Annotated in this window: 18 protein-coding genes and 1 pseudogene; 11 read left to right on the plus strand and 8 right to left on the minus strand. The window is 74.8% G+C overall.

All coding sequences use genetic code 11. The features are described 5' to 3' along the window. Positions 1-185 precede the first annotated feature (185 nt). The 6 genes from OHA30_RS11085 (at position 186) to OHA30_RS11110 (ending at position 4,365) form a co-directional block, all read left to right on the plus strand. The gene (locus tag OHA30_RS11085; protein ID WP_328913653.1) at positions 186-662 is read left to right on the plus strand and encodes a cupin domain-containing protein; all 477 of its coding nucleotides are present in this window, start codon (positions 186-188) and stop codon (positions 660-662) included. Continuing rightward, entirely contained in the window at positions 659-1,927 is a 1,269-nt protein-coding gene (locus OHA30_RS11090) for a beta-ketoacyl-[acyl-carrier-protein] synthase family protein (RefSeq protein WP_328913654.1), read from the plus strand. The genes OHA30_RS11085 and OHA30_RS11090 overlap by 4 nt, the downstream gene beginning before the upstream one ends. Continuing rightward, complete coding sequence (locus OHA30_RS11095) at positions 1,924-3,216, plus strand: beta-ketoacyl synthase N-terminal-like domain-containing protein (RefSeq protein WP_328913655.1); 1,293 nt, start codon at positions 1,924-1,926, stop codon at positions 3,214-3,216. Before OHA30_RS11090 ends, OHA30_RS11095 begins: the two co-directional genes overlap by 4 nt. Positions 3,217-3,294: 78 nt before the next feature. After that, entirely contained in the window at positions 3,295-3,552 is a 258-nt protein-coding gene (locus tag OHA30_RS11100) for an acyl carrier protein (protein WP_328913656.1), read from the plus strand. A 1-nt stretch (position 3,553) separates the two neighbouring features. Beyond that, positions 3,554-4,027 (plus strand): SRPBCC family protein, encoded by a 474-nt coding sequence (locus OHA30_RS11105; protein WP_328913657.1) that lies wholly within the window; start codon positions 3,554-3,556, stop codon positions 4,025-4,027. A gap of 2 nt (positions 4,028-4,029) precedes the next feature. After that, positions 4,030-4,365, plus strand: coding sequence for a TcmI family type II polyketide cyclase (locus OHA30_RS11110; RefSeq protein WP_328913658.1), 336 nt, complete (start codon positions 4,030-4,032; stop codon positions 4,363-4,365). 101 nt (positions 4,366-4,466) lie between these two features. On the opposite strand, the gene OHA30_RS11115 is transcribed toward OHA30_RS11110, so the two are convergent. The 4 genes from OHA30_RS11115 to OHA30_RS11130 all read right to left on the minus strand — a co-directional run bounded on the left by OHA30_RS11115 (position 4,467) and on the right by OHA30_RS11130 (position 9,696). Next, entirely contained in the window at positions 4,467-5,609 is a 1,143-nt protein-coding gene (locus tag OHA30_RS11115; protein WP_405785617.1) for a methyltransferase, read from the minus strand. Positions 5,610-5,739: 130 nt separating this feature from the next. Then, positions 5,740-6,948, minus strand: a complete 1,209-nt coding sequence (locus OHA30_RS11120) for a right-handed parallel beta-helix repeat-containing protein (protein ID WP_328913659.1) — start codon at positions 6,946-6,948, stop codon at positions 5,740-5,742. Positions 6,949-7,241: 293 nt separating this feature from the next. Further along, positions 7,242-8,606: a sensor histidine kinase gene (locus tag OHA30_RS11125; RefSeq protein ID WP_328913660.1), complete on the minus strand. Its 1,365-nt coding sequence runs from the start codon at positions 8,604-8,606 to the stop codon at positions 7,242-7,244. A gap of 343 nt (positions 8,607-8,949) precedes the next feature. After that, entirely contained in the window at positions 8,950-9,696 is a 747-nt protein-coding gene (locus tag OHA30_RS11130; RefSeq protein ID WP_328913661.1) for a response regulator transcription factor, read from the minus strand. Positions 9,697-10,144: 448 nt separating this feature from the next. Between OHA30_RS11130 and OHA30_RS11135 the strand changes: the two genes are divergently transcribed. Then, entirely contained in the window at positions 10,145-10,660 is a 516-nt protein-coding gene (locus OHA30_RS11135) for a hypothetical protein (RefSeq protein ID WP_328913662.1), read from the plus strand. A 59-nt stretch (positions 10,661-10,719) separates the two neighbouring features. On the opposite strand, the gene OHA30_RS11140 is transcribed toward OHA30_RS11135, so the two are convergent. The 4 genes from OHA30_RS11140 to OHA30_RS11155 all read right to left on the minus strand — a co-directional run bounded on the left by OHA30_RS11140 (position 10,720) and on the right by OHA30_RS11155 (position 13,858). Further along, positions 10,720-11,574 carry a spermidine synthase gene (locus tag OHA30_RS11140; RefSeq protein WP_328913663.1) on the minus strand — a complete coding sequence of 285 codons (855 nt, stop codon included), beginning with the start codon at positions 11,572-11,574 and terminating at the stop codon, positions 10,720-10,722. Between the two features lie 41 nt (positions 11,575-11,615). Then, complete coding sequence (locus OHA30_RS11145; RefSeq protein ID WP_405785616.1) at positions 11,616-12,008, minus strand: hypothetical protein; 393 nt, start codon at positions 12,006-12,008, stop codon at positions 11,616-11,618. A 526-nt stretch (positions 12,009-12,534) separates the two neighbouring features. Further along, complete coding sequence (locus OHA30_RS11150; RefSeq protein WP_328913664.1) at positions 12,535-13,128, minus strand: histidine phosphatase family protein; 594 nt, start codon at positions 13,126-13,128, stop codon at positions 12,535-12,537. 49 nt (positions 13,129-13,177) lie between these two features. Then, positions 13,178-13,858, minus strand: a complete 681-nt coding sequence (locus OHA30_RS11155; protein WP_328913665.1) for a TetR/AcrR family transcriptional regulator — start codon at positions 13,856-13,858, stop codon at positions 13,178-13,180. A gap of 239 nt (positions 13,859-14,097) precedes the next feature. Between OHA30_RS11155 and OHA30_RS11160 the strand changes: the two genes are divergently transcribed. The 4 genes and pseudogenes from OHA30_RS11160 to OHA30_RS11175 all read left to right on the plus strand — a co-directional run bounded on the left by OHA30_RS11160 (position 14,098) and on the right by OHA30_RS11175 (position 19,789). Continuing rightward, positions 14,098-15,168, plus strand: a complete 1,071-nt coding sequence (locus OHA30_RS11160; protein WP_328913666.1) for a phosphatase PAP2 family protein — start codon at positions 14,098-14,100, stop codon at positions 15,166-15,168. 21 nt (positions 15,169-15,189) lie between these two features. Then, positions 15,190-16,356 (plus strand): hypothetical protein, encoded by a 1,167-nt coding sequence (locus tag OHA30_RS11165; RefSeq protein WP_328913667.1) that lies wholly within the window; start codon positions 15,190-15,192, stop codon positions 16,354-16,356. Further along, positions 16,353-17,705 (plus strand): annotated as a pseudogene (locus OHA30_RS33955) (hypothetical protein); the annotation flags it as partial. The gene OHA30_RS11165 and the pseudogene OHA30_RS33955, both read left to right, overlap by 4 nt. A 740-nt stretch (positions 17,706-18,445) precedes the next feature. Continuing rightward, complete coding sequence (locus OHA30_RS11175; protein ID WP_328917822.1) at positions 18,446-19,789, plus strand: AAA family ATPase; 1,344 nt, start codon at positions 18,446-18,448, stop codon at positions 19,787-19,789. Positions 19,790-20,010: the final 221 nt, after the last annotated feature.

A 20,010-nucleotide genomic window follows, 5' to 3' on the forward strand; every position in this document is an offset into this window, starting at 1 on the left:
GGCCCCTCCCCCGGTCCCGCCCGTACGGCCGTACCGCTCCCCCGCCCGCGCACCCCGGGCCCGTACGCGCTCCCGATGCCGGAGCCGGGCCGCGCGGAGCCGCGACCCGCACCCCCACACCCCCGCCCCGCATCCCCGTAACCCGCACCCGCGTTCGCACCACCGAGTCACACCAAGGAGCCGCCATGACCCAGCCCGCACGCATCGTGCACCTCGACGACACCAGCCCGAACCGGCGGCGCGGCGGCGACCTGCGCGCCGTGCTGACCCCGACGTCCGTGGGCGCCACCAGCGGCTTCATGGGGATGGCGATCATCCGCCCGGGTGAGCGGATCAGCGAGCACTACCACCCGTACTCCGAGGAGTTCGTCTTCGTCGTCAGCGGGTCGCTCGAAGTGGACCTGGACGGCGTGAGCCACCCGCTGCGCCCGGACCACGGACTGCTGATCCCGATCGACGTCCGGCACCGCTTCCGCAACGTGGGCGACACCGAGGCCCGGATGGTCTTCCACCTCGGGCCGCTCGCGCCGCGCCCGGAGCTGGGGCATGTGGACACCGAGGACGCCGAAGACGCTCAGGAGACCGTGGACGCCATGGGTGCCGCCGCGCCCGCGCGGGCCGACGCGGCGGCGCCTCCCGACCCCGCGGGGGCGAGGGCATGACGCGGCGGGTGGCGGTCACCGGACTCGGGGTGGTCGCGCCCGGCGGCATCGGCGTACCCGCCTTCTGGGACCTGCTCACCGCCGGACGGACGGCGACCCGGGGCATCACCCTCTTCGACCCCGAGGGGTTCCGCTCCCGGATCGCCGCCGAGTGCGACTTCGACGCCGCGTCCCACGGACTCGGCCCGAAGCTCGCCGAACGCGCCGACCGCTACGTCCAGTTCGCGCTGGCCGCCGCCCGCGAGGCGATCGGCGACAGCGGCCTGGACCTGGCCGGCCTCGACCCCTGGCGGACGGGTGTCTGCCTGGGTTCCGCGGTCGGCGGCACCACCCGGCTGGAGCGCGACTACGTGGCCGTCAGCCGCTCCGGCAGCCGCTGGGACGTGGTGGCCGAGAAGGCCGGGCCGCATCTGCACCGGGCCTTCTCGCCCAGCGCGCTCGCCTCCGAGGTGGCCGAGGACATCGGCGCCCAGGGCCCGGTGCAGACGGTCTCGACCGGCTGCACCTCCGGGCTCGACGCGGTCGGCCACGCCTTCCACGCCGTCAAGGAGGGCCGGGCCGACCTCGTGGTGGCCGGCGCCTCGGACTCGCCGATCTCGCCCATCACCGTGGCCTGCTTCGACGCGATCAAGGCCACCTCGACCCGCAACGACGACCCGGCGCACGCCTCGCGCCCCTTCGACGCCGACCGCGACGGCTTCGTGCTCGGCGAGGGCTCGGCCGTACTGCTGCTGGAGGAGATGGAGCACGCCCGCCGCCGCGGCGCCCGGATCTACTGCGAGCTGCGCGGCTTCGCCACCTTCGGCAACGCCTACCACATGACCGGACTCACCGCCGAGGGCCGGGAGATGTCCGAGGCGATCGACCACGCCCTGGACGAGGCCCGGCTCGACCGCACCGGGATCGACTACGTCAACGCCCACGGCTCGGGCACCAAGCAGAACGACCGGCACGAGACCGCCGCCGTCAAGCGCTCGCTCGGCGAGCACGCCCGCACGGTGCCGATGAGTTCGATCAAGTCCATGGTCGGCCACTCGCTCGGCGCCATCGGCGCCATCGAACTCGCCGCCTGCGCCCTGGCGTTGACCCACGGCGTGGTCCCGCCGACCGCCAACTACGAGACCCCGGACCCGGACTGCGACCTGGACTACGTGCCCCGCACGGCACGTACCGCCAAGCTGCGGTCGGTGCTGTCGGTCGGCAGCGGATTCGGCGGCTTCCAGTCCGCCGTGGTGCTCGCGCGCGCCGAAGGGAGCACGTCATGACACAGCAGCCCGAACGCGGTTCCGGGCAGAGGCCGCGGAGGTCCGCGGGAAAGTCCGGCAGCCGGCGGGTGGTGGTGACCGGCCTGGGCGTCGTCGCGCCGGGCGGCATCGGCACCGAGGCTTTCTGGAAGTCGCTGGTCCGGGGGGTGTCCGTGCTCGGCCCGGTCACCCGCGACGGCTGCGCCGATCTGCCGCTGAAGGTGGCCGGCGAGGTGACCGGCTTCGATCCGGCCGCGCTGGTCGAGCAGCGCTTCCTCGTACAGACCGACCGCTTCACGCACTTCGCCATGGCCGCCGCAGAACTGGCCCTGGACGATGCCCGGTTGGCCGCCGACCCGGAACGGCCCTTCGCCATCGGCGTGGTGACCGCGGCCGGCTCCGGCGGCGGCGCGTTCGGCCAGGGCGAGCTTCAGCAACTGTGGGGCAAGGGACCGCAGTTCGTCGGCCCCTACCAGTCGATCGCCTGGTTCTACGCCGCCAGCACCGGCCAGATCTCCATCCGCGGCGGCTTCCAGGGCCCCTGCGGGGTGCTGGCCAACGACGAGGCCGGCGGCCTCGACGCCTTCGCACAGGCCCGCGGCGCCATCGCCCGCGGCACCGACGCCATGGTCGTCGGCGCCACCGAGGCGCCGCTGGCCCCGTACTCGGTGGTCTGCCAGCTCGGCTACCCCGACCTCAGCCTCTCCGACGACCCGCAGCGGGCCTATCTGCCCTTCACCGCCGACGCGCACGGCTTCTCGCCCGCCGAGGGCGGCGCGATGTTCGTGCTGGAGGAGGAGGGCGCGGCCGAGCGCCGGGGCGCGACCGCCCGGGCCGTCGTCGCCGGGCACGCCGCGACCTTCACCGGCACCGCCGGCTGGGAACGCTCCCGGCAGGGCCTGGCGAGGGCGATCCGGGACGCCCTCGACGAGGCGGAGTGCTCGGCCCGGGACGTGGACGTGGTCTTCGCCGACGCGCTCGGCGTGCCCGAGGCCGACCAGGCCGAGGCGCTGGCCATCGCCGACGCGCTCGGCCCGCACGCGGTCAATGTCCCCGTCACCGCGCCCAAGACCGGTTACGGCCGGGCCTATTCGGCGGCCGCGGCCCTCGACGTGGCCTCGGCCGTGCTCGCCCTTGAGCACGGCGTGGTGCCCCCCACCCCCAATGTCACCGAGGTGCGGCACGACCTCGATGTCGTCACCGGCGAGGCACGCAGCGCCGATCTGCGCACGGCCCTCGTGCTCAGCCGCGGCCTGATGGGCTGCAACGCGGCCCTGGTGCTGCGCCGCGGCCCCGACCCCCGGCGCTGAGCCGAGAACCCGGCGCCGCGGCACCCGCCGCCGGCGCCGGCCGTCACCCCCGTCTCCCTCTGTGAAGGAGAAGCACCGATGAACGGACCCGTCACCTACGACGAACTGGCCGCCCTGATGAAAGAGCGGGCCGGCCTCGTCGTCGACCCCTGGGAGATGGAGAACAGGCCCGACTCGACGTTCGAGGAGTTCGAACTCGACTCGCTCGGTCTGCTCGGCATCGTCTCCGAGCTGGAGAAGCGCCACGGCCGGCCGATCGGCGACGAGGCGGAGACCTGCAGGACGCCGTACGAATTCCTCAACAACGTCAACGCCCAACTCACCGCGGGAGCCTGACATGAGCGGACACACCGACAACCAGATCGTGATCGCGGCGCCCCTGGACCTCACCTGGGAGCTGACCAACGACCTCGCCCGCTGGCCGCAGTTGTTCAGCGAGTACGAGTCCGTCGAGGTGATGAAGCGCGAGGGCGACAAGGTCACCTTCCGGCTGACCATGCACCCCGACGAGAACGGCACCGTGTGGAGCTGGGTCTCCGAGCGCGAGGCCGACCGCGCGTCGCGGACCGTGAAGGCCCACCGGGTGGAGACCGGCCCGTTCGAGTTCATGGACATCCGGTGGGAGTACGCCGAGGTGCCCGGCGGCACCTCGATGCGCTGGCTCCAGGACTTCGCGATGAAGCCCACCGCGCCGGTCGACGACGCGGGCATGACCGCGCACATCAACCGCAACTCGGTGGTCCAGATGGCCCGCATCCGCGACCAGGTCGAGCAGCACGCGGCGTCCGTCTCGGCCGCGGGAGGGGTGTGACGATGCACCGCACGCTCATCGTCGCCCGGATGAAGCCGGGCTCCGCCCGCGACATCGCCGCGACCTTCGCGGCCTCCGACCGCGGCGAACTGCCCGGCCTGGTCGGGGTGACCGGCCGCAGCCTGTTCCAGTTCGGCGACCTGTATCTGCATCTGATCGAGGCCGAGCGCCCGCCCGGCCCCGAGATCGCCCGGCTGACCGACCACCCGGAGTTCCGGGGCGTCAGCGAGGCCCTGACCGCGCACGTCCAGGCGTACGACCCGGAGACCTGGCGGGAGCCGAAGGACGCGATGGCCAAGGAGTTCTACCGCTGGGAGCGCGAGGCCAGCGGCGTGTAGCCGCCGTCCTCGGCTGTCGCGCTCCTCGCGTACGTACGGGCCCCCGTGGCGGAGACTTCCCGCCACGGGGGCCCGTACCGCTTGGGCGGCCCGGCTCCGGCTCAGCCGGCGACCACGGCCTCGAAGGCGTGCAGATAGGCGTTGACCGGGCGGATCTCGCCGAGGACGAGCCCGGACTCGGCCATCAGCGCGGCCATGCTGTCCTTGGAGTGCTTGGCGCCGCCGACGTTCAGCAGCAGCAACAGGTCCATGGCCGTGGTGAACCGCGGGGACGGGCTGTCGTCGACCAGGTTCTCGATCACCAGCACCCGGGCGCCGGGCTCGGCGGCGGCCACCACGTTGCGCAGGGTGGCCCGGGTGCTGTGGTCGTCCCACTCCAGGATGTTCTTGATGATGTACAGGTCCGCGCGCACCGGGATCTCGACCCGGCAGTCGCCGGGCACCAGCCGCACCCGGGAGGCCAGCGCCCCGCCGTCGCGCAGCCGGGGGTCGGCGTCGGCGACGACGGTCGGCAGGTCGAGCAGGGTGCCGTGCAGGTCCGGGTACCTCTCCAGCAGCCCGGCGAGCGCGAGGCCCTGACCGCCGCCGATGTCGGCGACACGGGAGATCCCGGTGAGGTCCACATAGTCCACGAGGTCGCGGGCCGCCTGCCGGCTGGAGGAGGTCATGGCCCGGTCGAAGACCCGGGCGGACTCGCCCCCTTCGCTGTGCAGGTAGTCGAAGAAGCTCTTGCCGTAGAGGTCCGAGAAGACGTCCCGGCCCGACCTGACCGCGTCGTCCAGCCGCGGCCACGCCTGCCAGGTCCACGGCTCGGTGCACCACAGCGCGATGTGGTGGAGGCTGTCGGGGGTGTCCTGACGCAGCAGCCGTGACATCTCGGTGTGTGTGAAGCGGCCGTCCTCGGTCTCGGCGAAGACCCCGTAGCAGGACAGCGCGAGGAGCAGCCGGCGCAGCGGGCGGGGCTCGGCGCCGACCGTACGGGCCAGTTCGTCGGCCGTCTCGGGGGTGTCGCCGAGGGCGTCGGCGAGGCCGAGCCGGGCGGCGGCGCGTACGGAGGCGGCGGGCGCGGCGCCGAAGACGATCTCGCGCAGGCGCATGGAGGCGTTGGCGGGGGTGTGGTCGTGCCCGTTCCCGGTGTGGCTGCCGGGGGTGGGCGGGGGCGCGGTGGTGAGCGGTCCCGTCGTGGGGGGCACGGCGGGGGTCGTCGGGGAGGTGGACGCGGTGGAAGGCGGGGTGGTGGTCATGGGGCCGCCCTTTCTCCTGGCGGTTCGGAAGGGATGGGACGGCTGAGCGGTGTGGGCGCTGCCGCTTCGGTGGGGGCGGGGGCGCGGCCGGTCGGCCGGGGGCGGCCGGTGGGCCGGTCCTGGCCGCCGGTCAGCAGCGGCCCGCGGGCAGGGAGACCGCGCAGTCGTTGCCGGTGAACGTGTTGCCGCTCCCGGTGTCGTGGTCGGCCAGGTCGGCCGGGCCGTTGCGCAGCACCGTGTTGTTCTCGACGGAGTTGCCGGAGCTGGGCGAGCCGACGAAGCTCGGGAAGAACACGACGCCGCCGGACAGCGGGGAGGCGCCGACGTTGTCGGTGACGGTGTTCCCCGTGACGACCGTGTCCTCGACGCCGGTCAGCACGATTCCGCTGCCCTGCACGTACGGCAGCCGGCTGGTCGCCGCGCAGTACGCGTTGTTGCCGGTCACGGTGTTGCCGCTGACGGTCATGGCGCCGGCCCTGGGGACGTTCTCGTCGCCGACGAGGAAGAGGCCGCCGCAGTTGCCCGACATCGTGTTGTCCGCCACGGTCAGATTCCGGGCCCGCCGTACGACGACCCCGATCTGGTTGCCGGAGACCGCGTTGTGGCTGATCAGGGCGCCCTCGGTGTCGATGGCGCCGGCCTCGCCCTCGGTGGTGTTGGCCAGGAAGATCCCGGCCTCGCCGTTCCTGTCGGCCCGGTTGCCGGTGAACCCGGTCCGTACGGACTTCTCCGCGCCGATGCCGTAGAGGCCGTTGGCGTCGGCGCGTACGTCCCTGACGGTCAGTCCGTCGGTCTCGGTGCCGGAGACGCCGTACTTCGCGAAGCCGGTGACGGTCAGGGACTCGACGGTCACGCCGGTCAGGCGGTGGCCGGGGGTGCCGGTGACGCAGATGCCGTTGCCCGCCAGGGCGCAGGCGTCGGAGGCGGCGTCGGTCGGGGTGGCGGCCGCGGTGGGGGCCGTGGTGGGGGTGTCGGCCGCCGGGGTCGTCGTGGCCGAGGTCGTCGTGGCCGAGGTCGTCGTGTCAGGGGCTGTCGAGGTCGGGGGTGTCGTGGTCGGGGTCGTTGCCGCCGGGGGCGGGGTCGCGGGGGTGATCACCGTGAGGGCGCCCGTACCGCGGAGGGTCAGACCGGGGACGGTGATCCGTACGCTCTCCCGGTACGTGCCCGGCAGGACGAGGACGGTGTCGCCCGGCGCGGCGGCGTCGACGGCCCGCTGGATCGACTCCCCCGGCAGGACCACCCGCACCCCCACGGCGTGCGCGGGGGGCGTCACGCCGAGACCGAGGGCGGCGACGCCGACCGCCGTACCCGCCACCTGCTGAAACCGTCGCACGGTCATGGGCCCAACCCGCTTTCCAGGAGTGATCCGCACGCGGGAGCACGGTGCTCGGGGCGGATGCGAGGGACGTTCGACGGCGGCCACCGCGCGCCGCTCCTCCGCGCCGCGCACGCGTCCGCCAGCTCGAAGCTATGGGTGATCACGGGCTCCCGCCACAGGTGTTCGCCCGCCCGGGAGCGGCCCTCCGGGGGTGGGGTCCGGGCGGGCGCGCGGCGGGGGTGAGGGGTGCGGGTCCGGGCGGCCCGGGGCGGGGGCGCCGGGCGGGTCGGGGCCCGGGGCGCGTATCGGCGGGGTCAGCCGCGGTGTTTGAGGGGGCGTCGGCGGTGGCCGGTGGCAGGGTGGGGGGCCGGGTCGCGGCCGAGGGCGAGCCGGAGCCGTATCTCCGCGCCGCCCAGCGCGCCGCGGCCGATCGCGACGTCGCCGCCGGTGGACTCCGCGACCCGGCGCGCGATGTCCAGGCCGAGCCCGGTGGAGCCCTCGCCGCCGTCGCCGTGGCCGCGCCGTACCGCGGCGGCCGGGTCGGCGACGCCGGGGCCGGCGTCCGAGACCAGCACGACCACCGCGTCGTCCGAACGGTGCACGTCCACCGCGAAGGCCGTCCCCTCGGGGGTGTGGCGGAAGACGTTGCCGAGCATGGCGTCGAGCGCGGCGACGAGTTCGGCGCGGGCCACCGGGACCCGTACCGGCCGGTCCGCGCCGGCCGTCGTCACGTCGCGGTCCTCGTCCTCGGCGAGCGCGGACCAGAAGGCCATCCGGTCGCGGGTCACCTCGGCGACGTCGCAGCCGACGGCCGGCGGGGGCTGGGCGCGGTGCTCGCGGGCGGCGCGGATGATCTGGTCGACCTCGCGTTCCAGCTGGGCGACGGCGGCGCGGGTGTGCTCGGCGGCCGGACCGTCGCCGAGGGAGGCGGTGTTGAGCCGCAGTACGGTCAGCGGGGTGCGCAGCCGGTGCGAGAGGTCGGCGGCCAGCTCGCGTTCGTTGGCCAGGAGCTGGACGACCTGGTCGGCCATCGCGTTGAACGCCACAGCCGCGGCCCGCAGTTCCCCGGGCCCCTCCTCGGGGACACGTACGGCGAGATCGCCCTCGCCGAGCCGGTGCGCGGCGCCCGCGAGGCGTACGGCGGGGTGGATCATCCGGCTGCCGAGCCGGTCGGCGATAGCGACCGAACCGATGATCAGACCGAGGCCGACCCCGGCGAGCACGAGCCAGGCGGTGGCGACGCCGCGTGTGACATCGGCGTCGGGGACGAAGACCTCGACGACCGCGATCGTGCCGGAACTGACGGCGGTGGGGCGCAGCAGCGCGTAGCCGCCGGGGACGCGGACGGTGGCGGCCTCGCCGTTCGCGGAGGCGCTGTCCAGGTCGGCGGCGGGGGCGCGGTGGCGGCCGAGGTCGACGGCGGGGGTGCGGGGGGTGGCGGGGATACGGAGGGCGATCCGGTCCTCGGCGCCGGCCAGGGTGGTGGCGACGGCGCGTTCTAGCTGGGCGCGGTCGGTGGTGATGGCCAGCGCGGGGGCGACGGCGGCGGCCTGGCGCTCGGCGTTGGTGAGGGCGCGGTCCCGGGCGAGCTCCTTGACAACGAGGCCGAGCGGTACGGCGAACGCGATCGCCACCATCGCGGTGACGGCGAGGGACACCCGTATCAGCGCCCACCTCACGCGAGGCCCCCTCGCGTTCGTGACACCCTCTCACTGACGTGACGCCCCCTCGCGGGCGCGGCGCGCATCGCGTCGGCGAGGGGCTGTCGCGGGCGTGAAACCCTCTCACGGACGCGAGTCGACCACCCAGCGCCGAGCCCGCGCGCGTCGCCGAGAACGTGCCGCAGGGGTGACACCCCCTCACGGACACGAGCCCCTCTCACCAACGCGGCCGTCACATCGGCGAGTCCCCCTCGCGTTCGTGACACCCTCTCACCAACGCGAGCCCACCCCGGGCCGGACCCGCTCGCACGGGCGAGAACCCCTCCCGCGCGTGACACCCTCTCACCGACGTGAGTCACCCTCACGGACGGCAGTCCTTCTCAGGTGCGGGAGGGCCCCCTTCGTATGCGAGAGGATCCCGCAGGGGCGCCTCCAGCTTTACGCCCACCCCCCGCACGGTGTGCAGATAGCGCGGACGCGCCGCCGTCTCCCCGAGCTTGCGCCGCAGCCACGACAAGTGGACGTCGATGGTCTGGTCGTCGCCGTAGGACTGCTGCCAGACCTCCGCGAGCAGTTCACGGCGGGCCACCACCACCCCCGGCCGCGCCGCGAGAAAGGTCAGCAGGTCGAACTCGCGCCGAGTGAGGTCCAGCACCGCGCCGTCGAGGGACGCCTGCCGCCGCCGCACGTCGATCGTCAGCCCCCCGACCTGGATCAGCGCCTCTGCGGCGGGAGCCGCGTCCCGGCTGCGGGCCCGGCGCAGCACCGCCGCGAGCCGGGCGGACAGGTGCTCTACGGAGAAAGGTTTCACCAGGTAGTCGTCGGCGCCCGCGTTGAGCAGCCGGACGATCTCGGCCTCGTCGTCCCGCGCGGTCGCCACGATCACCGGTACGTCGCTGAGCCCGCGCAGCATCTTCAGCGCCTCCGACCCGTCCAGGTCGGGCAGGCCGAGGTCGAGGATCACCACGTCGAAGCCGACCTGGGCGACCTCCCGCAGCGCTTCGAGCGCCGTCCCCACGCTGCGTACCGTGTGAGCGGCCTCCGTGAGGTGCCGGATCAGTGCGGAACGCACGAACTGGTCGTCCTCGACCACGAGCACACTTGCCATGCGCCGCAACCTAGCGCTTCCGCCCGCCGAACGGGAGCGAAGCCGTCCCCCGCACCCCCGAACGAGCCCCCGACCCGCGCCCCTCTCCCCCGGGCCCGCCCCGGCCCCCCGGCCCCCCGGCCCCGCAAGGCCCCGCCGCCAGATCCGCGCGACGGACACCGTCGACCGCGTCCGCGCGATCACCGACCCGCTGCCCGGCATCGCGGCGATCCTCGACCGCAACGCCAGGGCCGCCGCCGTCCTGGAGGAGTTCCACCGCCGTCCGGTGGCGGGAGCGAGCGGACACCGTATCCGGCGGCCGAACTCGCACGGGCCCGCGCCGCCGACGCAGCGCCGCGCTGAGCCCGGGGGGAACGTCCGTACCGACGTCCGTACGCCTCTGGCCGCCGGAGTTTTCGGCCGCTCCCGACCCGGGTCCGGAAAGCACCCCGTGGTGGAGGATGGGGGCATGGGGAGAGGATTGCTGCACGTCGGGGCGTGGGTGCTGGCCACGGCCGTGGCGGTCACGCTGTCGTGGATCGGCGTGCGGTCGGTGCTGCGCAACACCGCGTACGATCCGCCGCGCGCCCTGCCGATCCCCGTCGGGTCGCAGGAGCCGACGGCCTCGGCGACGTACCGGCCCAGTCCGACCGTTACCGTTACCGTTACGCCCTCGCCGTCCACCGTCCCCGCCGCGCCCCGCACCCACCGGCCGGCCGTCGCGGTCACCTCCACGACCACGCCGCCGCCCGCGACCGGCAACGTCCACAGCTACACCATGGACGGCGGCCGGGTCGTACTGGACCTCGCCGGCACCTCGGCGTCCCTCGTGTCGGCCACGCCGAACGAGGGCTGGAGGATGCAGGTGTGGACGCAGCCGCAGTGGTTGCGGGTGACCTTCACCTCGGCCTCGGGCGCGGCCGCGTCGTCCGTCATCTGCACCTGGAACGGCCACGCGCCCTCCGTCCAGTCCTACGAGAACTGACCCACGGCCCCCCGCCGGGCCGAAGGGCGTTGCCGTCGGCCCGCGCGCCGCGGCCGGGGCTACTGGTCAAAGGTTTTGGCCGGTGGGGGCGGGGAGGGGGACGCGGTCGCGTCCGTCACCACTGCGGCGCCCGCGGCGAAGTCGTCCAGGGCGCTGCCGTGTTCGACGCGGCCGGGGTGCGGGTCCGTGGCCACCCGCCGGGTGAGTTCGGCGACGGGCAGGAGGTGGTCGGCGGCGCAGAGGATGACGTTGCCGAAGCGCCGGCCGCGCAGCACCGCGGGGTCGGCGGCCACCGCGACCTCGGGGAAGGCGGCGCGGACCGTGGCGATCTGGCCGCGCAGGAAGGTCAGCGCGCCGCCGTCGGTGAGGTTGGCGGCGTACTCCCCGCCGGGCGCGAGCACCCGGCGGACCTCGCCGAGGAATTCCGCGGTCGTCAGGTGCGCGGGGGTACGGGCACCCGCGAAGACGTCCGCGATCACCAGGTCCGCCCAGCCGTCGGGCAGCTTGGCGAGCCCGGCGCGGGCGTCACCTGCGCGTACCTTGATCCGCCAGGTACGGTCCCACGGCAGCTCCGCGCGGACGAGTTCGACCAGGGCCGCGTCCACCTCGACCACCTGCTGCGTCGAACGCGGCCGGGTGTGCGCGGTGTAACGGGCCAGGGTCAGCGCCCCTCCGCCCAGGTGCACGACCCTGATCGCCCGGCCGGGCGGCGCCACCAGATCGACGACATGGCCGAGCCTGCGCTGGTAGGCGAAGTCCAGATACCCGGGATCGGCCAGGTCGACATGGGACTGCGGGGCGCCGTCGATGAGCAGCGTACGGGCGCTCGGGCGCTCGCGGTCCGGTACGAGTGCGGCGAGACCGCCGTCCACGGGCGTGGTGTGGGTGTCCGCGGGGCGGCGGTTTCTGGCCATGGTCCGATTATCGGGGCGCGCGGCGCGCGCGGTCGCCGGGGTCAGGGCGCCACGTCGGAGGGACGGAAGCCGTCCGCCAGCCGGATCGTCCGGGTGGCCTCGCGCAGGGCGGCCCGCAGCACCGCGGGATCGGTGACGGCGGTGTCGGTGTGCGGCGGTACGAGCCAGCGGTTCTCCGGGAGCGACGGCTCGCCGTCGGTACGGCGGCACGAACTGCCCGGTACGTCCCACGCCTCCGCGGTGCCCGGGGGCACGAGGAAGGCGAGGCTGTCGCCGGTGCCGTCGTGGAGCACGGGGCCCACGCCGGTGGTCAGCCGTAGCAGGTCCACGGCTTCGAGGCCCTGGCGACACGGTACGGTCACCACGTCGCGGGGTGGGGGTGCGCTGCTTTCCGGGCTGGGGCCCGAGATGTGTGAACCGCTGCTGATCGCCACGGCAGACCCTCCTCACATTCCCTTCGGGGTGCCGATGTGATCGGCACCACACGTGTTACAACGCGCCGCGCCGTCAACGGCTACGCGCTGGGCACGCTCCTAGGGGTGGCGTTTCCTGGCGAATCCCTCGCCGGGTGGGCCATGCGGGGTAATGCGGTGCGCCACCGCGTCATTACGCGCTTGCGCGCGGGCAGCTCTCCGCGCCGATGGTGACGCCCGCCCGGCGGACGGCGTCACGCGCTCGCGCGCGGGGGGGGCTCGGCAACAGGTCCACAGAGAAGGCTTCTTTGAGGGTCACGCGCTCACGCGCGCGGGGAACTCTCCCCCCAGAGCTTCGCCCGGGGGCACCCCCGTCTCGCCGCGCTCGCCCGTGCGGATCCGTCCCCGGCTCTCCGTTCCAGCAGCACACGCCGCCGCAGCGGCGGCCCCTCGCGGGGCGGACCGGGCAGTCGGCGACGTTCCCACGCGTGCGGACCGCGCGCGCCCGCGGCCGGGCGCCCGGCGGGGGCGCGTGGAACCCCAACGCCTACGCGAGGTGACCCGTGTCGTTCCAGCGTTCCAGGGCCGGGTCGCCGTAGGCCCAGCCGAGGATGGACAGGGAGGCCGGGTCCAGGCGGAGGGACGCCGCGAAGGAGGGGTCGAGGCCGAGCCACCGCGCGCCCAGGGTCCGCAGAAAGTGCCCGTGCGCGAACACCAGTACGTCCCGCTCGGCGGACCGGGCCCAGCCCACCACCTCGTCGGCCCGCGCGGCGACGGCCGCCAGGCTCTCGCCGCCCGGCACCCCGTCCCGCCAGATGTGGAATCCGGGCCGCAGATCCTGGAGTTCGGCCGGGGTCAGGCCCTCGTACCGCCCGTAGTCCCACTCCAGCAGCGCGTCCCACTCCTTGGCCGCCTCGCCGAAACCGGTCAGCTCACAGGTCTCGGCGGCCCGCACCAGCGGACTCGTACGGACCTCGACGCCCGGCAGGCCGTTCCAGGGCGCGCGGGCCAGCCGCTCGCCGAGCAGCCGCGCGGTCCGCCGGCCCTCCGCCGTCAAGGGGACGTCGGTGTGCCCGGTGTGCCTCCCGGACCTGGACCATTCCGTCTGTCCGTGGCGGACCAGAAGGATGCGCGGAGCCATGCGGAAGGGCCTTTCCTAGGAGGGGTCCTCCCATGATGACGCACCGCGGTCACCCGCCGCCGAGCAGCCCCGGCAGCATCCGGTCGAGCCCCCACTCGTACTGGACCGCGCCGTCGTCCTGCGCGCCGAGCACTTCGGGGGCGAGCGAGACCAGCGCGGGGTAGCGGTCCGCGGGAAGGGCCTCGATCTTGGCACGCACCCGGTCCCGTACACCCTCCTCGCACAGGGCCCTGGCCCGTCGGGTGTTCCACAGCGCGGAGCCCACCGTGTACTGCATGAGGGTCACATGGGCGCGGGCCGCGTCCGCCGGGGAGAGTCCGGCCCGGCGCAGCAGCCCGAGCATGCGGTCGATGACCCGGATCGCGTCGTCGCCGCGCAGCGGCCTGCTGGTGAGCAGTTGCAGCGCGGAGGGGTGCTCGGTGAAGAGCCGGTAGACCCCGCGGCACACCTCGCGCAGTTCGCCTCGGGGGTCGCCCGTACCGCACGCGGGCAGCTCGATCGTGTCCAGCAGGCGCTGCGCGACCGCGTCGCTGATCTCGTCCTTGCCCCGGAAGTGGGAGTACACGGCCATGGTGCCGACGCCCAGCTGCTCGGCGAGCGCGCGCATGGTGAACGCCTCGGCGCCGTCGCGGTCGAGCAGGGCGATCGCGGCATCGAGGATACGATCCGGGTTCAGCGTGTTGCGGGGCGCGCGGCGCCGTGGGGAGCGGACCGGCTGGGAGAGGGACATCGGATTCTCTTGTTTCTCGTCCTTCGAAACCTCGCGGCAGGCAACCCGCGGGAGCTGACCGGGCGTCCCTGGACATGCATACCCTGCCACGGAAGGTTGAACACCGTACGAACCGAGGATTGCGCCGGAATTTCCGGGGCGATGTGCGTACGGTCTAACGTACGTCGTACGGTAAAGGGTACGCCACAAGTCCATGACCGCCGGGCCCGCGGCCTCGGAGAACCTGGAGACACGTCCGCATGACGATCACCGCCACCGCGCCGCGCGCCGCTGCCTACCGCGGCAGACTCCGCTGGTGGACCGAACTGCCGCTCATCGCCGTCGTCTACGCCCTGTACTCGGCGGCCCGGCTGGTGGTCCGGGGGGACGTGAACGACGCCGTGAAGCACGGCGCCGACATTCTCCACTACGAGCAGCTGGTGCATCTCGACCCGGAGCAGTGGTTCAACCGGCTCTTCACCGACCACGCCTTCCTCGGCGTGCCCGCGGACTTCGCGTACGCCTCGCTGCACTACATCGTGACCCCGACCGTGCTGGTGTGGCTCTGGCGCCGCCGCCCCACGCACTACCGGGTGGCCCGCACCTGGCTGATGATCTCCACGCTGATCGGCCTGATCGGCTTCACCGCGCTGCCCACCGCCCCGCCCCGGCTGCTCACCGGCCACCACGGCTTCATCGACACCATGGCGCAGTACGGCTCGTACGGCTGGTGGGGCACCGACGCGAGCGCGCCGCGCGGGATGGGCCACCTCACCAACCAGTACGCGGCCATGCCGAGTCTGCACGTCGGCTGGTCGCTGTGGTGCGGGATCATGCTCTGGCGCTACGGGCGCAACCGGTTCGTACGCACCCTCGGCATCCTCTACCCGGTGCTGACCTCGCTCGTCGTCATGGGCACCGCCAACCACTATCTGATGGACGCGGCGGCCGGGGTCGCCGTGATGGGCATCGGCTACGTGCTGGCCAGGCCGGCGCTGCGGGTGGTGGACTCGCTGCACGACAGGACCCGGCAGGCGCTGGGACGTCCCACCGGCACGCCGTCGGGCGCGGACGCCGCCGCCGTTACGCCCGCGGCCACGCCGGCGCCGAGCACTGCCACGCGGTCCACCGCGCCCGCGCAGCCGACCGTGCCCGCGCAGGCCGGGCCGGCCGGGCCACCCGCGTCCGCACCGCCCGCCGTACCCGCTCCCGCCGAACCCGCCGCGGCCGAACCCGCCGCGGCCGAGGACGAGGTGGCCTTCACCGCCCAGGTGCCCGCCCCGACCGTCCCGTCCGGCGGCGAACACGCCGGACAGCGCCGGATGTCATAGCCGGGTGCCACACTTTCGCGGGTGAGCACTACGCACTCCCTGGGTGAGCGGCTGGCCGTCCTGCGCGGCCCCGCCACCGCACCCCGTCCGCTCGACGCGCGCGGGCTGGCCGCGCTCGCCGCCAACCCCGGCTGCCGGCGCCGTGCCCTGCTGGACGCCGCCGGTGTCGACAAGGGCGCGGTCGCCGAGGCGCTGGGCGCGCCCGCGCGCTTCGGCCAGTCCCGGTTCGCCTTCTCGCGCGGCCACGCCTTCGAGGCCCGGCTCAAGGCGGACGGCTGCGCCGAGCTGCTGCGGCTGTGGGACGCCACACGCGGCGCGGAGGCGGCGGAGAAGGCCGAGGTCCCCGACCTCGCGGCGACCGGCCCCGCCGGGCGGGCCGCCCGCACCCGGCTGGCGCTCACCGAGGCGACGCCCGGCGGGTGGACCCTGCTCGACCACCCGCTGCTCACCCTCGACGTGGCGGGTTCGACCGCCTATCTGGAGCCGGACGCGGTGGTCGTCGCCCCCGACGGCGCCTGGACCGTCGTCGAGATCAAGTCCTTCCCGATCCTGGACGGCGGCGCGGACGCGATGAAGGTCGGCGCGGCGGCCCGGCAGGCGGCGGTGTACGTCCTGGCGCTCGACGCGGTCACCCCCGGCCGCGCCCGCTCCGACGTCCTCCTGGTCTGCCCGAGGGACTTCTCCAACCTGCCCACCGCCGAGTGGGTCGACGTGCGCAAGCAACTCGCGGTCACCCGAAGGCAGCTGGCCCGGCTCACCCGGATCGAGGAGATCGCCGCGGCCCTCCCCGACGGCACCACCTTCGACCTCGCCTACGCCGACGACGGCTGTACGGTCACCCGTCCGCGCCAGGAGCTGGACGCCGCGGTGGCGGCCGTCCCCGCCGCGTACGCCCCCGAGTGCCTGTCCGCCTGCGAACTCGCCTTCCACTGCCGCGACCGCTCCCGGGCCGACGGACGCGTCGAGGCGCTGGGCCGCTCCCTGCGCGGCGAACTGGGCGAGCTGACCACCGTCGAGGCGGTGCTCGCCGCCGCGCACGGGCTCTCCGGGGACCCGGCCGACCCGGCGGTGGCCGCGCTGCGGCGGGCGGCGCGGCTGCGCGCGGAGGCGCTGAGCACAGAGGCGCTGGGCGCGGAGGCTCTTGTGGACGCGGAGGTTCCGGGCGCGCGGGACGAGGTCGCCGTATGACGCTCATGAACACGCTGGCCAGGGCCGAGGCCGTCGCTGCCGGGCGGGCCGTCCCGGCGGCGACCGTACGGCACCGGCAGCTGGCCGAACGGCCGCTGGTCTTCGTGCCGCTCACCACCGCCGGTGAGGCAGGCGCGCCGCTGGGCGCGCTGATCGGCACCGACCGGGCGGCGCCCGAGCTGCTGGTCGTACCGCAACCGCTGGACCGGGAGCTGCGGTTCGGCTTCTTCGCGGGCCTGGCGGGGGCGCTGCTGCCGCTGATGGAGTCCTACGGCGACGAGGTGGAGATCGAGCCCGCCACGCGCAACCGCGAGGAGACGGAGGTGTGCGCGGACGCGCCGCAGATCGTCGTACCGAACGGCGCGGCGCTGGAGTACGTACGGCTGCTCGGCCGGTCCACCCGGTTTCTGCGGACCGCCGAGGACCCCGACGCGCCGCACCCGGTCCCCGTGCCCGTACCGCTGCTCGGCCGCTGGCTGACCCATTACGCGGAGCGGGCCCGCACGCCCGGCAGCGCGCTGCTGGTCGCCATGACCGAGCTGCTCACCCGGCACTGGGCGACCGGCCAGAGCGCGATGGAGGACCAGCACCTCGGCGCGCTGCTGGCCTGGATCGACCCGCCGGACGGGCTCGACGGCCCGGCCGCCGCCGCCCGAGCGCAGACCGGCCGGGGGCCGGACGGTCTGCTCCTCAGCCCGCCGGCCGGCCCGGCCACGGACCCGGTCTTCGACAACCGGGTGCTGGCGCCGGCGATGGCCCGTTACGACGCGGCGCGGACGGCGGCGCAGGAGGCCGGGGTCCGCGCGGGCGGCGGCTCGCCGGAGGTCCCCCGCCCGGGCGGGGACGCGCGGCACCGCGCCGCCATGGCCGCGCTCGCGGCCGCCGAGGCGGAGGTACGGCGGCTGGTGGCGTCCCAGCTGCGGCCCACGTGGGACGACGTCTGGCACGGTCTTGACCTGCTGCACGCGCTGCCGGAGGGCGCGCATGTCGCCGAGCGGTGGAAACGGGACCGCTGGTCGTTCACCGGCCACCGGGACCGGGTGCGGGCGGGCGAGCCGCCGCAGCCGAAGCGGGACGACGCGATCACCGCGGCCCAGAAGCTGGCGGGCCGCGAGACGGCGCAGGCGCGGCTGTCCGCGCAGGAGGCGCTGGACGATCCGCTGGCGATGGCGGCGCGGCGGCTGGCCGGGGAGGCGTTCACCGGGCGGGTGACGGCCGTCGAGATGACGTACTCGGAGGGGAAGCGGCCGATGCCGCGGCCCGTGCTGACGATCGTCACGTCGGATCTGCCGCAGGCGGAGCCGGGCACGAAGCTCTTCCGCGCGACCCCGAACGCCAAGTCCGCCCAACCCGCCGAACTCCTCTCCCTCCACCCGCTCCCCCACGAAGCGGGCAGCGCGGGCAGCGCGGGCAGCGCGGGCAGCGCGGGCAGCGCGGGCAGCGCGGGCAGCGCGGGCAGCGCGGGCAGCGCGGGCAGCGCGGGCAGCGCGGGCAGCGCGGGCAGCGCGGGCAGCGCGGGCAGCGCGGGCAGCGCGGGCAGCGCGGGCAGCGCGGGCAGCGCGGGCAGCGGGATTCTCCCCCACGGACGGCCGGCCGCCGACGGCGACGTACCCCCGCAGGGGCCACCCGCAGCCGACGACGAAAGCCGCACGGGCGAGCGCAGCGAGACGGGGGTACCCCCAGGCGAAGCCCCGGGGGAGGGCGGGAAAACGACCCCGCACGGACGTGCGGCCGCCGACGGCGAGGTCACCCCGACCAGGGCAGCGCCCGACCGCCAGGTCGCCGTCGTCCGCCTGACCGGCGGCATGGGCCCGGCCCGCACCCCCCGCGAAGGCTCCGTGCCCGCCGCAGGCGACCCCGTGTGCTTCACCCTCTTCGAGCACGACCCCCGCGGCGGCCCCGCCCTCCCCGACGCCGAGAACACCCCGTGGACGCACGGCGGCCCGCCCGCCGCGGCGAGCGGCACACCGCCGACCGGCACGGCACCAGTCTCAGCCCCAGTCCCAGCCCCGGCGAGCAGCCCCGCGGCGAACACCGCATACGACGCCCCCGACCCCGTAACCCCGGAGGACTTTCTGTGACCCCGTCGGTGGCAGCCCCCTTCGACCCGGGCACCGCCGCGGCGACCGCCACCGCCGCGATCCTGGAGAGCACCCTCCACAGCCCCGCCCGCGGCGTCGTCGTGGACTCACCGCCCGGCGCGGGCAAGTCGACCCTCGTGGTGCGGGCGGCCCGCGAACTCGCCGCCGCCGGCGAGTCGTTGATGATCGTCGCCCAGACCAACGCCCAGGTGGACGACCTCGCGGACCGCCTGGCCACCGCCGACCCCGAACTGCCGGTGGGCCGGCTGCACGGCACCGACTCGCCGCCCGACCCGGCGCTCGACCGCCATCCGCAGCTGGCCAAGTCCAGCTCCGTCGCCGATCTGCGCGACCGTCAGGTGGTGATCGCGACCGCCGCGAAGTGGGCCTATGTGAAGGACATCGAGCCGTGGCGGCACGCGATCGTCGACGAGGCGTACCAGATGCGGTCGGACGCGCTGCTCCAGGTCGCGGGGCTGTTCGAACGGGCGCTGTTCGTGGGCGACCCGGGCCAGCTCGACCCGTTCAGCGTGGTCGGCGCCGAGCAGTGGGCGGGGCTGAGCTACGACCCCTCGGCGAGCGCGGTCGTCACTCTGCTCGCGCACAACCCGGGCCTGCCGCAGCACCGGCTGCCCGTGTCGTGGCGGCTGCCCGCCTCGGCCGCGCCGCTGGTGTCGCGGGCGTTCTACCCGTACACGCCGTTCAGGAGCGGTACGGACCACGGCGACCGGCGGCTGCGCTTCGGGGTGCGGGGGGACGGCGACGGGCCCGACCGGGTGCTGGACGAGGCCGCGGCGACCGGCTGGGGGCTGCTCGAACTGCCCGCCCGGCACACCCCGCGCACCGACCCGGAGGCCGTACGGGCCACCGCGCTGCTCGTACGGCGGCTGCTGGACCGCGGCGGGCTGACGTACTCAGAGCGCGGCCCCGATCCCGTCCCGCTGACCGCCGACCGGATCGCGGTCGGCACCGCGCACCGCGACCAGGCCGCCGCCGTACGGGCCGCGTTGACCGCGCTGGGCGTCGGTACGGGCGTCGGCGGGGTGACCGTGGATACCGCGAACCGGCTCCAGGGCCGGGAGTTCGACGTCACCGTGGTGCTGCACCCGCTGTCGGGGCGGCCGGACGCGACGGCCTTCCACCTGGAGACGGGCCGGCTGTGCGTGCTGACGTCCCGGCACCGGCACGCGTGTGTCGTGGTGTGCCGGGCGGGGGTGGCCGAGCTGCTGGACGAGCACCCGTCCTCGGAGCCGGTGCGTCTCGGCGTCACGGTCAAGTTCCCCGACGGCTGGGAGGCCAACCACGCGGTCCTCGCCCACCTCGCCGAACACCGCACCCCCTGGCGCCCGTAGCCCCGCCCGGCGTCGGCCCGACGCGGAACTCACCACGCCGGGTGCCCACTTGACTCCCGTCAGCCACAAGCGTGAGGCTCGTACGACCAGGCGCATCGCGCTCGCCAGCGGAGGTTGTCATGGCATTACGGTTCGTCGGTAAGGATCCGAAGTCCGGCGACCACGGCTCCCCGGCCGTGTGGGTCGATGAGCAGACGAAGGACCTCGTCCTCCAGGGGTGG

The sequence above is a fragment of the Streptomyces sp. NBC_00223 genome (genome assembly GCF_036199905.1).
GTDB lineage: Bacteria > Actinomycetota > Actinomycetes > Streptomycetales > Streptomycetaceae > Actinacidiphila.